Annotated in this window: 15 protein-coding genes; 6 read left to right on the top strand and 9 right to left on the bottom strand. The window is 58.5% G+C overall.

Annotated features, from left to right (window positions below; translation table 11 throughout):
• Positions 1-3: 3 nt before the first annotated feature.
• The 5 genes from cyoB (at position 4) to queC (ending at position 4751) form a co-directional block, all read left to right on the top strand.
• On the top strand, positions 4-2022 hold the full coding sequence (gene cyoB, locus PspCFBP13528_RS23465) for a cytochrome o ubiquinol oxidase subunit I (RefSeq protein ID WP_065951216.1): 2019 nt from the start codon (positions 4-6) through the stop codon (positions 2020-2022).
• 3 nt (positions 2023-2025) lie between these two features.
• A complete protein-coding gene (locus PspCFBP13528_RS23460; RefSeq protein ID WP_003194052.1) occupies positions 2026-2652 on the top strand; it encodes a cytochrome o ubiquinol oxidase subunit III in 627 nt (208 codons plus the stop codon).
• Positions 2652-2987, top strand: coding sequence for a cytochrome o ubiquinol oxidase subunit IV (cyoD, locus tag PspCFBP13528_RS23455; RefSeq protein ID WP_003194051.1), 336 nt, complete (start codon positions 2652-2654; stop codon positions 2985-2987). Before PspCFBP13528_RS23460 ends, cyoD begins: the two co-directional genes overlap by 1 nt.
• 11 nt (positions 2988-2998) lie before the next feature.
• On the top strand, positions 2999-3886 hold the full coding sequence (gene cyoE, locus PspCFBP13528_RS23450; protein ID WP_003176002.1) for a heme o synthase: 888 nt from the start codon (positions 2999-3001) through the stop codon (positions 3884-3886).
• Between the two features lie 166 nt (positions 3887-4052).
• On the top strand, positions 4053-4751 hold the full coding sequence (queC, locus tag PspCFBP13528_RS23445) for a 7-cyano-7-deazaguanine synthase QueC (RefSeq protein ID WP_065951217.1): 699 nt from the start codon (positions 4053-4055) through the stop codon (positions 4749-4751).
• A 141-nt stretch (positions 4752-4892) separates the two neighbouring features.
• On the opposite strand, the gene PspCFBP13528_RS23440 is transcribed toward queC, so the two are convergent.
• Positions 4893-5765, bottom strand: a complete 873-nt coding sequence (locus PspCFBP13528_RS23440; RefSeq protein ID WP_065951218.1) for a queuosine precursor transporter — start codon at positions 5763-5765, stop codon at positions 4893-4895.
• A complete protein-coding gene (locus PspCFBP13528_RS23435) occupies positions 5752-6354 on the bottom strand; it encodes a helix-turn-helix transcriptional regulator (protein ID WP_137201630.1) in 603 nt (200 codons plus the stop codon). The genes PspCFBP13528_RS23440 and PspCFBP13528_RS23435 overlap by 14 nt, the downstream gene beginning before the upstream one ends.
• Before the next feature lie 214 nt (positions 6355-6568).
• On the opposite strand from PspCFBP13528_RS23435, the gene PspCFBP13528_RS23430 reads away from it, so the two are divergent.
• Positions 6569-7663, top strand: coding sequence for a pyridoxal phosphate-dependent aminotransferase (locus tag PspCFBP13528_RS23430; protein WP_101219676.1), 1095 nt, complete (start codon positions 6569-6571; stop codon positions 7661-7663).
• Between the two features lie 71 nt (positions 7664-7734).
• On the opposite strand, the gene PspCFBP13528_RS23425 is transcribed toward PspCFBP13528_RS23430, so the two are convergent.
• The 7 genes from PspCFBP13528_RS23425 to PspCFBP13528_RS23395 form a co-directional block, all read right to left on the bottom strand.
• The gene (locus tag PspCFBP13528_RS23425) at positions 7735-8451 is read right to left on the bottom strand and encodes a hypothetical protein (RefSeq protein WP_065951221.1); all 717 of its coding nucleotides are present in this window, start codon (positions 8449-8451) and stop codon (positions 7735-7737) included.
• A gap of 140 nt (positions 8452-8591) precedes the next feature.
• Positions 8592-9605 carry a diguanylate cyclase gene (locus PspCFBP13528_RS23420; RefSeq protein ID WP_137201629.1) on the bottom strand — a complete coding sequence of 338 codons (1014 nt, stop codon included), beginning with the start codon at positions 9603-9605 and terminating at the stop codon, positions 8592-8594.
• A gap of 118 nt (positions 9606-9723) precedes the next feature.
• Positions 9724-11613, bottom strand: coding sequence for an alkaline phosphatase D family protein (locus tag PspCFBP13528_RS23415; RefSeq protein WP_137201628.1), 1890 nt, complete (start codon positions 11611-11613; stop codon positions 9724-9726).
• 110 nt (positions 11614-11723) lie between these two features.
• Complete coding sequence (locus PspCFBP13528_RS23410; RefSeq protein WP_065951224.1) at positions 11724-11930, bottom strand: hypothetical protein; 207 nt, start codon at positions 11928-11930, stop codon at positions 11724-11726.
• A gap of 160 nt (positions 11931-12090) precedes the next feature.
• A complete protein-coding gene (locus tag PspCFBP13528_RS23405) occupies positions 12091-14334 on the bottom strand; it encodes an ATP-binding protein (RefSeq protein WP_137201627.1) in 2244 nt (747 codons plus the stop codon).
• The gene (locus PspCFBP13528_RS23400) at positions 14331-14945 is read right to left on the bottom strand and encodes a biliverdin-producing heme oxygenase (protein ID WP_137201626.1); all 615 of its coding nucleotides are present in this window, start codon (positions 14943-14945) and stop codon (positions 14331-14333) included. Before PspCFBP13528_RS23400 ends, PspCFBP13528_RS23405 begins: the two co-directional genes overlap by 4 nt.
• Before the next feature lie 195 nt (positions 14946-15140).
• Complete coding sequence (locus tag PspCFBP13528_RS23395; RefSeq protein ID WP_065951227.1) at positions 15141-15521, bottom strand: response regulator; 381 nt, start codon at positions 15519-15521, stop codon at positions 15141-15143.
• Positions 15522-15537: the final 16 nt, after the last annotated feature.

The raw sequence follows: 15537 nt of genomic DNA, 5'->3' as shown, positions 1-15537 counted from the left end.
ACGATGTTTGGTAAATTAAGTTGGGACGCGGTCCCATTCCACGAGCCGATTGTGATGATTACCATCGCCATGATCGCGCTGGGTGGTCTGGCACTGTTTGCAGGTATCACTTACTTCAAGAAGTGGACCTACCTGTGGACCGAATGGCTGACGTCGGTCGACCACAAGAAAATCGGCGTCATGTACGTCATCGTGGCCATGGTCATGCTGCTGCGTGGTTTTGCCGACGCCATCATGATGCGTACCCAGTTGGCCATGGCCACCGAGGGTTCGCCTGGCTACCTGCCACCTGAGCACTATGACCAGATCTTCACCGCCCACGGTGTGATCATGATCATCTTCATGGCGATGCCTTTCTTCACCGGCCTGATGAACCTTGCCTTGCCGCTGCAGATCGGTGCGCGTGACGTTGCCTACCCGTTCCTGAACTCCCTGAGCTTCTGGCTGCTGGTGTCGGGCGTGGTACTGATCAACGTGTCCCTGGGCGTCGGCGAATTCGCCAAGACCGGTTGGGTTGCGTATCCGCCATTGTCGGGCCTGCAATACAGCCCGGGCGTGGGTGTGGACTACTACATCTGGGCCCTGCAGTTATCAGGACTCGGGACGACATTGACGGGGGTCAACTTCCTGGCCACCGTCCTGAAGATGCGCGCCCCCGGCATGAAACTGATGGACATGCCGATCTTCACCTGGACCTGCACCTGGGCAAACGTGCTGATCGTGGCTTCGTTCCCGATCCTGGCCGCTACCATGGCGCTGCTGTCGCTTGACCGTTACCTGGATTTCCACATTTTCACCAATGAACTTGGTGGCAATCCAATGATGTACGTGAACCTGTTCTGGGCGTGGGGTCACCCTGAGGTGTACATCCTGATCCTGCCGGCGTTCGGTATCTTCTCCGAAGTGATCTCGACCTTTACCGGCAAGCGCCTGTTCGGTCACCACTCGATGGTCTATGCATCGGGCGCCATCTCGGTACTGGGCTTCATGGTGTGGCTGCACCACTTCTTCACCATGGGTTCGGGGGCCAGCGTCAACGCCTTCTTCGGCCTGGCGACGATGCTGATTTCGATCCCGACGGGGGTGAAGCTGTTCAACTGGCTGTTCACCATCTACCACGGTCGTCTGCGCATGACCAGCCAGGTCCTGTGGACCCTGGGCTTCATGGTGACCTTCGCCATCGGCGGCATGACCGGCGTACTGCTGGCCATCCCGGGTGCTGACTTCGTCCTGCACAACAGCCTGTTCGTGATCGCTCACTTCCACAACGTGATCATCGGCGGCGCGGTATTCGGCTACATCGCAGGTTTCAGCTTCTACTTCCCGAAAGCGTTCGGCTTCAAGCTGCACGAAGGCTGGGGCAAGGCTGCATTCTGGTTCTGGATCTCGGGCTTCTTCGTCGCGTTCATGCCGCTCTATGCACTGGGCTTCATGGGCATGACCCGTCGTCTGAACGCCACTACCAACCCTGAGTGGGTGCCGTACCTGTACGTCGCCATGTTCGGTGCAATCATGATCGCCGTGGGCATCGCCTGCCAGTTGATCCAACTGTACGTCAGCGTGCGTGACCGCAAGCAGAACATGTGCGAGTCCGGCGACCCATGGAACGGCCACACCCTGGAATGGTCGACCTCGTCGCCACCACCGTTCTACAACTTCGCCGTGATCCCTACTGCGAACACCATCGATGCGTTCACCGAAGCCAAGGAAGACGGTACTGCGTACCAGCAACCCAAGCACTACGAGCCGATCCACATGCCAAACAACACCGCCACTGGCGTGGTGATGGGTGCGCTGTTGACCGTGTTCGGTTTCGCGATGATCTGGCACATCTGGTGGCTGGCAATCGTGGGCCTGGTAGGCACCATCGGTTACTTCATCATTCACGCTGCCCGTGATGATCAAGGCTACATGGTGCCGGTCGAAACGATCGAACGCATCGAAGCCGAGCAGCACGCTCGCCTGGTAGCCGAGAAGAAAATCCCGGCCAACCGTGTAGAAACCTCGTTGGAACAGGCTTAAACCATGTCGAACTTAGTGACCAATGCTGGACACGCCCATGTCGATGACCATGGGCACGATGACCATCACCACGACTCGGGGCCAATAACCGTCTACGGTTTCTGGCTCTACCTGATGACCGACTGCATCTTGTTTGCGTCGATCTTCGCGGTGTACGCGGTACTGGTAAACAACGTAGCGGGTGGCCCGTCGGGCCACGACATCTTCGAACTGCCGTACGTGCTCGGCGAAACCGCCTTGCTGTTGTTCAGTTCGATCACCTACGGCTTCGCCATGTTGGCCTTCTACAAGGGCAACAAGAAAGGCGTACTGAGCTGGCTGGGCCTGACCTTCCTGTTCGGCCTTGGCTTCATCGGCATGGAGATCAACGAGTTCCACCTGCTGATCTCCGAAGGCTACGGCCCGCACCGTTCCGGTTTCCTGTCGGCGTTCTTCACGCTGGTCGGCACTCACGGTCTGCACGTATCCGCCGGCCTGCTGTGGATGGCGGTGATGATGTATCAGGTCAATAAGCACGGCCTGACCAACACCAACAAGACCCGCCTGAGCTGCCTGAGCCTGTTCTGGCACTTCCTGGACGTGGTCTGGATCTGCGTATTCACCGTCGTTTACTTGATGGGGACTCTGTAATGGCTAATGCACACTCCCATGACAGCCACGATTCAAGCCACGGCAGCGTAAAGTCTTACGCCATCGGCTTCATCCTGTCGGTCATCCTGACCCTGATCCCGTTCGGCCTGGTGATGTACCCAACCCTGCCGAAGTCGATCACCTTGATGATCGTCCTGGCGTTCGCGGTGATTCAGGTCCTGGTTCACCTGGTGTACTTCCTGCACCTGGATCGTTCCAAAGAGCAGCGCGAGAACGTGATTGCGTTCGTGTTTGCAGGCCTGGTGATCGTTCTGCTGGTTGGTCTGTCGCTGTGGATCATGTTCAGCATCCACACCTACATGATGGCGAAGTGAGGTAAGACCCGATGTCGCTTAAGCACTTTATCCAAATCACCAAACCGGGGATCATTTTCGGTAACGTGCTTTCTGTGGCGGGCGGTTTCTTCCTGGCCTCCAAGGGACATGTCGATCTGGCCATCTTCCTGGCGGCGATGATCGGCACCTCCCTGGTGGTAGCTTCCGGATGCGTGTTCAACAACTGCATCGACCGTGACATCGACATCAAGATGGAACGCACCAAGAATCGCGTGCTGGTCCAGGGTCTTATCTCCCTGAAACTGGCACTGATCTTCGCGACCGTCCTGGGTGTTGCGGGCGTGGTGTTGTTGTACAAGGTGGCCAACCCGCTGGCGGCGCTGTTTGCCGTGATCGGCTTTGTCATCTACGTCGGCCTCTACAGCCTCTACCTCAAGCGCAAGTCGGTGCACGGCACGCTGGTGGGGAGTCTGTCGGGGGCGATGCCGCCGGTGATTGGTTATGTGGCTGTAACCAATAGCTTCGACATGGCCGCGCTGGTGCTGCTGGTGATGTTCAGCCTGTGGCAGATGCCGCATTCCTACGCCATCGCGATTTTCCGCTTCAATGACTACCTGGCTGCGTCGATTCCGGTTCTGCCGGTCAAGCGTGGCATCCAGGTGGCCAAGAAACACATCCTGCTCTACATCCTGGCCTTCCTCGTGGCGACATTGATGTTGACCTTCAGTGGCTACGCCGGCATGAGCTACCTCGCCGTCGCCGCGGCCATGGGCATGTACTGGTTGTACATGGCCTGGACCGGCTACAAAGCGGTGGATGACACCGTCTGGGCGCGCAAGCTGTTCGTGTTCTCGATCTTCACCATCACCGCGCTCAGCGTGATGATGTCCCTGGATTTCCAAGTGCCGAAAGAGCTGCTGCTGACCTACGCGCACTGAGTGGTCCGAGCAGTAAAGGCCCCGCCTTCGCAAGAAGCGCGGGGTTTTTTATTGAGCGCTGCGCCAAACCGGATACGCTGCGTTATCGTTGACGTTTTTCGCGAGCAAGGGCTAGCCGCCCGCCTCGCTCCTACACCCAAATTCTTCGAATGCAGGAAGCAAAGCAATGAGTAAAAAAGCCGTTATGGTCTTCAGTGGCGGGCAGGACTCGACCACCTGCCTGATCCAGGCATTGAAGCAGTATGACGAAGTGCACTGCATCACCTTCGATTATGGCCAGCGCCATGTGGCGGAGATCGAAGTGGCCCGCACCTTGGCCAAGCAGTTGGGCGCCACCGTGCACAAAGTGATGGATGTGTCCCTGCTCAATGAGCTGGCGATCAGCAGCCTCACGCGTGACAACATCCCCGTGCCCACCGTTAACAGCTCAGGTGAAAGCCTGCCGAGCACTTTCGTGCCGGGGCGTAACATCCTGTTCCTGACCCTGGCCGCGATCTACGCCTATCAAGTGAAGGCCGAGAGCGTGATCACCGGCGTGTGCGAAACCGATTTCTCGGGTTACCCGGATTGCCGCGACGAGTTCGTCAAGGCGCTGAACCAGGCCCTCAAGCTGGGCATGGAATACGACGTACGCCTCGATACCCCGCTGATGTGGCTGAACAAGGCCGAGACCTGGGCCCTGGCCGATTACCACGGGCAGCTTGAGCTGGTACGCGAGCAGACGCTGACCTGCTACAACGGCGTCATGGGCACTGGCTGCGGCAACTGCGATGCATGCAACCTGCGCGCCCGGGGGTTGAATGAGTATCTGCAGAATAAAGCGGATGTCATGCAGAGCCTCAAGCACAAGTTACAGTTGAAATAACTCGATCAAGAGCCAAGTGAGATCCAAATGTGGGAGGGGGCTTGCCCCCGATGGCGGTGTGTCAGTTAAAAATGCACTGACTGACACTGCCTCATCGGGGGCAAGCCCCCTCCCACAGAGATAGCGGTGAACCAGTGAGTTTCATGCACTGGTCAGATAGCGCTTGAACAACGACCGGGCCCCATAGGCCGGCAGGATATTGAAAAACGCAAAGCCGACTTTAATCGCGATCTGCACATAGATCATGCTCAAGATATCGCTGGTCTGCATGACGCCATAGAAGGCGATAAAGCAGAACAGGACGCTGTCGATAATGACCGCAAAGAACGTACTGAGGAAAATTCGCAGATACAGGTATCTGGAGTTGGTCAGTTCCTTGATTTTGCACAGCAGATAAGAGTTGATGTTCTCCGACACCAGGAACGACACCGACGAGGCGATCAGCACCGACGAGACTTGCAGGATCACGTCGTTGTACGGTCCGTCCAGTTTCCAGCCCGGCAGCCCTGGCAGAAAGGTCGAGCCGTAGAGCAGGATGATGATCATCGCGTTGCTGGCAAACGCAAACAGAATCGCCCTGCGCGCCAGGCGCAGCCCGAAGTTTTCGTTCAGCAGGTCCACGATCAGAAAGGTCAGGGGATACAGGAACGTGCCCGGCGTCACAATGATGCCCATCGATTCCAGGTAGATCGGTTTGGTCGCGGCGATACTGGTAAAGATATAGAACGTGAACAGCAGCAGATTCAGGATGATGTAGATCATCCATGAGTTTTCATTGCGGTCGTTCATGTCGTAGGCCGTGAGTGCACCGCCTTGTGAATAGAACTTCTTGTAGAGGTTCTTGATTTCCATCCTGTTGAAGTTGTCCATCATTTCGCTGTTGAGCACTTCACTGAGCTTGATCCTGATGACCTTGCCCGTGGCAATCACCATGATCACCGCCAGGCGTTTGTCATTTTCGAACCCCAGCAGCTTGTATTTGCTGTTTTCAACCGGTGCTTCAAGCATGGTCATTGAAACGCTCCTCGAGGATATCGCCGATGACACACAGGCGATCTGAGTTCGCGCAGGGTTCGAGGGTAATGAAGAGTTTTTTGGTGGTGCGGTCGTACACCAGCTTTTCCTTGTCGTCGCTGCACGCGCCTTTTTGCACGATCAGCAGATCGCCTGGCTCATTGAGGCCGGCAATGGCGTGTTCCAGCAGTACGCCAATCAAGTTGCAGGACATGCCGAAGTAGTAAGTCAGCGGGAACAGCGTGGACAGTTCACCGATACGCTTACCCAGGTGCTGCATGACCTGGCTTTCCTTGAGCACCGGCACCGCCGCCGGGTTCATGTTGCCCAGGGGAGAAACATTGCTCTCGATGATTTCCTTGGCTTCAAAACTGATCGTCTCGATTTCTTCGTAGGAGACGCCGAAGAAGTCGGAGATTTTCCGGATGGTCGACTGCTGTACGTTGGCGACCTTGCCTTCCAGGATGTTGTAGATGGTGGTCCTGGTCAGGCCGGCGGCGCTGCTTAACGAAAGCTGGGTCTCGCCGCGACTTTTGATCAAGTACCTGATGTTGCTCTTCAGGTGCTCGGTTTTTTCCCGTCTGTGCATCAAATGCTCACCACTTCCATTTAGTCATAATCGTCCATTCTTTTTTGCGAAACCGTGGATTTAGAGCCTTCCACGCGGCTTTTCAGCGTCGCGATCGCGAGTGTTACATGCGTGCCGCTCAACAATAAAGCGCTAAATCAGACCGCGTTTTTCTCGTCATACTTCTCTGTACGACCCGTACGAATCTCTCGTCCGTCTACAAGGAGTAGTTGCCATGGTCAGCGTCAGTCGTCGATCTATTCTCGCCCTGGGCGCGGCCTTGCCCGTACTGGGGCATCTGGAGTGGGCAGTCGCAAGCGCCGCACCGGCGACCTCTGACAAGGTATTGCTGAACTACAACGAAAGCCCCTACGGGCCGTCGACTGCGGCGCTTGAGGCGATGCAGCGGGGCAGTGCGGCATCGGGGCGTTATCCTTACCGGCACATGTACGCGTTGGCTGCGCTGTTCGCCCAGCAGCAAGGCATTACCGAGGAGAGCGTGGCGGTGTTTGCCGGTTCCATGGCCGCCCTGCGCTATGCCGTGTTGGCATTCACCAGCCCAACTCGTGGCCTGGTGATGGCCACGCCGTCCTACGAAGTGCCGCGCCAGGCGGCCGCGTCGAACCAGGCGCCGGTGCGCGAGGTGAACCTCGATGCCGGGCATGCCCATGATGTACCGGCCATGCTCGTGGCTGATCCCCAGGCCGGCATGCTGTACCTGTGCAACCCCAACAACCCGACGGGCACTGTGACGCCAACCGAGGCCATCCGCCAGGCGCTGGCGAACAAACCCAAAGGCTGCGTGCTGGTGGTGGACGAAGCCTATATCGATTTCTGCGATGCCCCCAGTTGCGTGAGTTGGACCAAGGACCACGACGACCTGCTGGTGCTGCGCACCTTCTCGAAAATCTACGGCATGGCCGGTGCGCGCCTGGGCCTGGCAATCGGCCACCCGGCATTGCTGGAGCAACTGGCGGTGTTCGGCGGCGACAATGTGCCGGCCGGTGCCAGCCTGCTGGGTGCCCATGCCAGCCTGGAAGACGTCAAGCTGCTGCCTCAGCGAAAAGCGCTCAATGCCACAGCGCGTGATGAGACGATCGCTTGGTTGGCGGACCGGGGGTTCAGGTGCACGGCGTCGCAGAGCAACTGCTTCATGATCGACGTCAAGCAACCCGCGGAGCAGGTGATCGAGCGGCTGGCTGCACAGCATGTACTGGTGGGGCGGGTATGGAGCAACTGGCCGCAGTGGGTGCGGGTGACGGTGGGTAACCGGCAGGAGATGGAGCGGTTTCGCCAGGTATTCGCCACGCAGATCGTGGGTGGCGGCTGAAAAAACATACAAAAGTGGGAACGGGCAAGCCTGTTCCCACCTTCGCGTCCTGTTGCGCGACCGCCAACGGCTTACTGTTGGGCGATGCTGTAGCCATCAAAGGCTGTCTGCTGTTGCAGTGCAGCAATCACGTTCTTGCGGCTCAGCGGCTGTTCAGTACCGGCATTATCCACAAAGCTTTCCACCTCCGGCTCGGCCTCATCACCCTCACCGACAAAGTTGAACCCCAGAAACTCGAACGCTTCACGGTCGACGTTGAGTTTGGAGCGCGGCGTACGCAGGGGCAGGGTGACGCTGCTGCCCTCCTTGCTGATCACAAACACCTCGGCTTCTTTCTTGACTCGCGCGGCCTTGCCCTTGCCGGCGCTCGGGTTGCTGATGGCCTGGTGCGACTGGTTCAACACCTTGAGAGCCAGGCCATAGACCAGTTCCTGGAACTCGGGATCGTCCTTGAAGCTGGACAGGATGCGGCTGATGGAGAACTTGCTGTTCAGGTCTTCCAGGGCGGCGTTATCGGCAGCCTCGGCGTCCTTCAATTGCTTGAGCTGGCCCATCAGATCGTAGGCCTTGTCATCGTCGAAGGCGTCATGGGCCTGACGGATAGCCATGCGCAACTCGCGGATCTGGTCGCTTTCCTTGGAGGTGTGAAACGCGTCCAGCACCATTTCGCTGATGATCTTGGCCGCTGGCACATGCTGTGAAAGATTGATGGCGTTCTCGTATTCGGCTTTGGCGTGCAAGGCGGTTACGGAGGCTTCGGCGGATTCAGCGGTGTACGAATCGGACATTGAAATTTCACTACTTCAGTAAACGGGGAGAGACAAAAAAGCGTCGGGCATTTTCAGGGGGCAGGGGAGTCAGGTCAAGACAACTCCCGGCGGTGAGACCGGTCAGTCGTGATAAGAAATGGGCGCTCAGGTTACCGTTTTTATTCCGACACGCCATTCTTCCCCGCCGCCTTGGACCGATACAGCGCCTGATCGGCGCGTGTCATCAGGGCTGCCGGTGACTCACCGAGCCGCCGTTCCACCACGCCCAGGCTCAGGGTTATCCTGGCATCACTCACGGCAGGCATTTCCTGGATTTTATAACGCACCCGTTCGGCCAGTTCCTTGGCCGTCTCCAGCGTACTGTTGGGCAAGACCAGCATGAACTCATCACCGCCCCAGCGCGCCAGTAAGTCATCTGCTCGCACGCACGCTTCCAGGCCTTCAACGACCCGTATCAGCGTCTGATCGCCTACGCCATGGCCATGTCGGTCATTGATCGGCTTGAAGTCATCGATATCCATGGCCACCAGCGCCAGTGGCAGGCGAAAGCGTTCGGCGCGGCTGCACTGCTCGAGCAATACTTTTTCCAGGCGATAACGGTTGGCGATGCGGGTCAAGGCGTCCCGTTCGGCCAGGGAGCGGTTTTCGTCCAATTGCAGTTGCAGCTGCTGATTGACGCGCGACAATTCAAGGGTGCGCTCGACCACCAGCGCTTCAAGAGACTGGTTACGCTTTTGCAGGCGTTCCATGGAGCATTTGCGAGTGTGGATGTCGCGGTGCGCACCCACCATGCGCGCGACCGAGTTGGCTGGATTGCGCGCGATGACGTAGCCACGGTCTTCGATCCAGAGGTAGCTGCCATCGTATTTTCGACAGCGGTATTCGGCCCGGTATTGGGGCGCGCGTTGGCAGATATAGTCGTCAAATCCGGCCATCACCCGGGGGTAATCCTCAGGATGGATCAGGTTTTCCCAGGTGAATACGCTGTTTTCCAGGGAGTGGCGCGAGTGGCCCAGCATTTCGTACCAACCGGGGTTGCGGTAGACGAACCCGGTATTGGCATTCCAGTCCCATATCCCGTCGCTGACCAGCTCCATGATGGCATGCAGCAGGTCGGCGTTGAGGTCGGAAAAGTCATTACGCGGTATTTCGTTGCCGGCTGTATCGTCCATCGACGCGCTTCCTGCGTGAACTGGCTTCCAAGGCCAGCTGTGGTTGACGCCGATACTCCGTGGCTGACGCTACTGTACAACGCGGACGTTGCGCTTTGAATAGGGCAGATGTGTTGTTTCAGGGGCTTGGCGCCGTCATTTTCGTACGAGGCCTGCCATCCGCGTTGTGCTGATAAATCGTTTCAGGTTGGCCCTTTTCGTTGAAAAATACCTGGCCGATCCCGGCAGAATTCCATAAGCGCTCGCCTGCCTCGGCATGTTCCGGAATATGCGGCACCACCTGCATGGTACGGCGCCGCGTAAACCAGTTGAGCGGTGAGCGCGGGGAGTAGAGCCAGCGGTTGAGACGGTCGAACCATTCCAGCAGGCGCGGCGGGAACTCGTTCTTGATGCCGCTGCTGGTGATCTGCCAGATCCTGGGACCCGCATTGCGGTGGCGAATCAGCACTTCGTAGACGAACGAATAATGCACGTCACCCGACAGAATCACGTAATTACCGGGTGTACGTGAGTGGCGGAAGATATTGAGAATCACCTGGGCGCTGCCGCGATGGGCCATCCAGTTTTCGGCGTCCACCAATAAGGGGTGGCCGCACCAGCTGAAGATTTTCTGCACGGTCTCGATCAGCTTCACGCCAAAGATTGGCGCGGGCGAGACGATGATGGCCGAAGGGTGATCGAGCAGTTCCTGCTGCAGTTCGCTCAAGGCTTCCCAATCCAGCAGGCCGGAGGGTTGCTTGAGCGTGAACTCGCTGCGCCAGCGCCGGGTGCGGGTGTCGAGCACTACCAGCGCGGGTGTGGTCGGCAGTACGTAGTGCCAATGCTGGAATTTCAACAGCGCTTGCACCAGGTCATCCTGCGCGCCGGCGTCGAGGTGATTGTGGCGTGCCGTTGCGGTCAGGGCCTGGGTTCGCTTCACCAGTTCGTCAAACACCTGTGGTTGGTTGCCCCAGCCCTGGCACAGCATGTAGGCAAGCAAGGCATTGCCGATGATACGTTTGGAGAAGGGGTGGCCGTAAGCGGTTTCCTCCCATTGAGCGCTGAGGTTCCAGTCATCGGTGATGTCGTGATCGTCAAAGATCATCAAGGTCGACAGATGGGCGAATACTCGCGCGACACCCGGCAGGCCGTCGCGGAATCCCTCGACCCGGAGCTCTTCGCTGGCGTAACGCTGCTGTCGTTCCAGGCTCAAGGGCGGGCCTTGAAGCGTGATCAGCGCCCAGGGCGTGGGCGACCACACCAGCAGGTACATCGCGATGACTTCAGCAAAGGTCACCAGATGATTATCGGCGGTGCTGCTGGTAAAAATCGGCTTTTTCACACCACCGAAGAAGCGTTCGCGCAATGTCTCATTGCTGTCCAGTGCCGGCAGCAAATCGGCACGGTGATAATAACTGGCAGGATGCCGGTAGAGGCTTGCGCTGTCATCGACCACAGCGCCTTCCAGGTATTCATCGAACAGGCCCAGCCGTGCAATCAGCCCATGAATCGCGCGCAGCATCGGCCCGGCGACATCGTCGGCGTAAACCTGATCGCCGCTCATCATCAATAAGGCCGGACGCTCGGCCGGGGTCTGGGCGTCGGCCAGCAGACGGTCGATGCACAGCAAACCTTCGTTGGCACTGTGATGGGGTTTGCGGCATGAGCCGTGCACCAACTGATGGATACGGCTATGCAGTACGAAACTAGGGTAGTGATCGTTGGCGTACAGGAGGTGAGGTGCCCATTCGGCGATGCCAGTATTGGCAAAAACCAGGTCGTAGCCGATCGCCACGTCCAGCGGCAGCGCTTCGTCCAGCGACACATCGATCAAGTGAATAAATGCATGACGCCCGACGGTTACGACGGTGCAGTCAAGGGGAATCTCCAGTGTCTGCGTGGGCAGATGCAGCTTCAGCGTCAGTTCCAGTGCTCGACTTCCTACCAGCCACAACACCAGGCGCCGAGCTTCGAGGCGTCGCAGCAGAGGGCCGGCCAGAACGGCGGGCAGTGTGTCGGAAGGCGGCATGCAGGCAGTGGTCCCAGGCTGGATTGAACCGGTAAGTCTAAGCGAGTGAATGTCATGGTTTTGTTATCGGGGGTACGAAGGGCCGTACACTGCCCCTCGTACGCGCCGGGTTAAAGCACGTTGCCTCGACCCAGGCCGTCCAGGCCACCGCCCCTGTTTTTGCTTCGGTCATTGGCCGCCATGCCTTCAGGCTCGACGGCATTGCGTTGCGTGGAGGTGGGATCGATGCTGCGCTTCGTGCGTTGGGACGCTGCATCATCTTGCAGCAGAGGTGGGTATTGAAAGCTGCTCAGTGAGTGGTTGATTCCGCTGACCATGGATGTTTCCTTCTATGAGTAGAGGATGACTTCGCCTGTCGGAGCGAAGTAAGGCCTACCTTAATAGCGGTCCAGGGGGGCCGCTATAAACGCGCTGCTGCAAGATATGACTGCAGATGACGAGCGTTTTTTGGAAACCTCACGCACATGCTTTACCGCATCAGGTGTACGAATCTTCAATCACCTTGGGCACCGTAAACCGGAACTCGCTCCCTCGGCCCACCTCACTCTCGGCTACGATCTTGCCGCCATGGGCCTGGATGATGCCCTGGGTGATGTACAGCCCAAGGCCGCTGCCGGTGGGGTTGTTTTCGGTCTGGGTCCAGTAACGATCAAACACATGCGGCAATTGCTCCGGTGCAATGCCGTCGCCGGAATCACGTACCGAGAACACGATTTCCGCGCCATTGCTCATGGCGCTGATGCCGATATTGCCCTGGCGGGGCGTGAACTTGATGGCGTTCCCGATCAGGTTCGACAGGACCTGGAACAGGCGCTCCGGGTCGGCGTTGATCTGCAGGCCGGGCTCGGCGTTGAACGACAGGTCAATGCCTTTATCCGACGCCAGCGGTGCGAGCAAGGAGTAGGCCTCTTCGAACATCTGGCTGACATCCAGCGCCACCGGCTTGACCACATACCGCCCGGCATCGATTTTCGACGTGTCGAGCAAGTCTTCCAGTAGCACATTCATGCGCCCGGCCGCCTGTTGCATGGTATCGATGGCCGAGGAAATCCGCCGTGACGTATGTGGGCCGTCGGAGCTGAAAGCCTTTTGCAGCATGCCGCAGAGCATGGAGATCACGGTCATGGGGTTGCGCAGGTCATGGGACACCACCGCCACCAGATCTTCACGCGCCCGCACGGCTTGTTGTTCGCGCAGCACCTGGCGGGCCAGGTCGTTTTCCAGGGCCGAGCGACGCAGGTCGTTGGCGGCAAACAGGTCGCCGTGGCTCCACTTGGTGGAGATGCCGGCCATTTCGACCTTCCAGATTTCAAATGACGTGCGGGGACGAAGGCGCAGGCCGGCGTCGGAGTCTTCCAGGTCCAGCGGCTTTTGCGGGTTGCCGCTCCAGTTGATGTTTTCTTTGACTTCCGGGCGGAACCACAGCACACCGTTGTCCACAGGCTTGGGCAGTTGCATAGCCAGGACGCCGCTGGCCACCTGCTGGAACGCAGCCGCCGGTGGGTACACCGACACCAGGTTATGACTGGAAAACACCGGTTCGGCGCTTTGCTGCAGCCACTTGTGCAACGCGCGGATCTGCGCCGGCTCCGGGCAGTTGCCGTAGCGGTGCAACTGCTTGTCTTCAATGATCGCCACGCCGCCGGCCATTGTCAGGTTCATCAGCAGTTGCGGTTGTTGGGCCAGGCCATCGAATACGTCGATCTGCGAGGCCTTCATGGCGTGATCCAAGCGCGCAAGGGCTTCAAGCTTTTCATCACGCTGGCGGCTCAGGTCCAGCGCTTCCATGGCGCTGATCTGCAACGACAACACCTGGCCAATGGTCTGGCAGGCGATGCGCAGGTCATTGGGCACCAGCAGGGGCTCACGGTTGCCGCAGCTGATAAGGCCCCAGAGTTTGTCGCCATTCATCAGCGAGATGCTCATGGACGACAGCACGCCCATGTTCTGCATGTACTGGCAGTGGATCGGCGACACACTGCGCAGGGTGGCGAAGCTCAAATCCAGCGGTTCGCCGGTGTCCGGCCGCAGCTTGGGCACCAACGGCACCGGCTCGTAGGCCGCATTGGGAATAATACGCAGCCAGTTGGTGCGATACAGCTCGCGAGCCTGCTCCGGGATGTCGGACGCGGGGAAGAACAGCCCGTTGAAAAGCTCCATGGACGGCGCCGACGCTTCGGCGATCACTTGGCCATGGCCTTCATCTTCGAAGCGGTAGATCAGCACGCGGTCGTAACCGGTCATGGCCTGGATTTCATTCACGCTGATTTCGTACAACGCCTGCAGGGTTTTCGCCGCCTGCAAACGTTGCAGCATCTTGCCCAGGTCACTGGTGCGACCGTTCACGGCGCGTGGGCGAAAGTCCTTGAGCCGCGGTTCGAACTCCAGCACCAGCACGTTCTGGTGGCGGTGCAGCAAGCCTTCGAAGTCCGCGCCGTTCAGGGTGACGTGCAACGGTGGCATGTCGAAAAAGGTATCGGTCTGGGCCATGACCTGCACGGCCTGGGCGTGTTCGGTGCCGATCAAGCTGTGCAGCGGCTGGCCGAGCAGCGTTTGCGGCGCATGGCCGAACAAGGTGCCGACGTTGGCGCTGATCTGGATGATCTTCAGGCCGGGTTCCGACAGGGTCAGCAGCACACCGTGAGGCTGGATCGCCCCTGGAAAACGGATGGGCTCATTGGCACAGTTGGCAAGCAGCTCTTCAAAATCTTCGGGTTTCATAGCAGTACCTCCTGGCTGTCGAGCCATTGCTCAAAGCAGCTGAATGTCGAGCGGGCGGCGTCCACGGCGTATTGTTTGGCGGGCGCGTCCAGCGGCTGGTCGCCCAGGTAAACAAGAAAGTCTTTCCAGCGCCGCCCGGTCTCTACCCCGTAGATATCGAGAAAAGCGCCGCCGTTGTCGGCATTGACGTCCAGGCGCTGAGCCATTTCACGGCGAAGCACCTGGCCACCCAGCGTCGCGCCCTCCAGTACATACAGGGCACCGAGGCAGGCGGCGGGGGTGTCGAGCGTTGGCAGTTGCGTGCAACGGGGCAGGGTGTCGATGGCGTTAGCATCCAGGCCCAAGGCGTAGAGATCTTTGACCAGTGTCGGTGTTTTCACACGCATTGCCGTATCGAACCCTTCGGGAATCAAGCCACTGGCGTACAGTGCCGCTTCCATAGGCAGATAAAAACCGCAGTACGCCTGGAGCAGGCGTCGGTACCACTGCGCATCAAGGCGCTCAGAGAAAAACGGCAGGCGCTTTTCCAGGGCGGCATGCAGCGAGGCCGTGCCTGTGCGCAACGCTTCCAACAAGGTGTTCGCATCGACGTCATGGGCCTGAGAATGCATTCAGTAAGCTCGAACTGTGGGCCTCTCGGCCATGAATGACGCGCGCAAATGGGCGACGATTCTACACAACTCGCGGTCAGTAACTAAACGCGCAAGGCGAAAAGGCTGACTAACGGATCAGAAATGTCGCTCCTTGCGTCACAATGGACCAACGGGTTTACCGGGAAGTTCGCGCAAGGTGATATTGCGAGGCTATCAGTGCATAGCCAAACCCTGCTGATTGAGCGCGTTCTGCACACACTCAATCAAATGCTGGGTTCTCCACGGCTTGGGCAGAAACCGCACTGAACTGCCCAATTGCGCTGCCAGATGGGTATTGCCGGAGGTCAATACCACCTGCACCGTCGGCCAGCGGTGCGCCACGACCTTGCTCAGATCAAAGCCATTGAGCAAACCCGGCATTTGAATATCGCTGACAATCAGGTCCACCGGGTCATCGCCCCGTTCCAGGTAGATCATCCCTTCATCCGCCGAAGGGAACGACGTCACCGATGCGCCGAAGTCTTCCAACACATCCACCATTAACGCCCGAATGATCTCGTCGTCTTCCAATACTAAAATCGATGGCTGAGCCATGATCCTTACTCCACCA

It is taken from the genome of Pseudomonas sp. CFBP13528 (assembly GCF_005233615.1).
In the GTDB taxonomy this organism is placed as follows: Bacteria; Pseudomonadota; Gammaproteobacteria; order Pseudomonadales; family Pseudomonadaceae; genus Aquipseudomonas; species Aquipseudomonas fluorescens_AM.
Note: the sequence above shows the minus strand (reverse complement) of the source record. Positions and strands in the feature narration are given on the sequence as shown.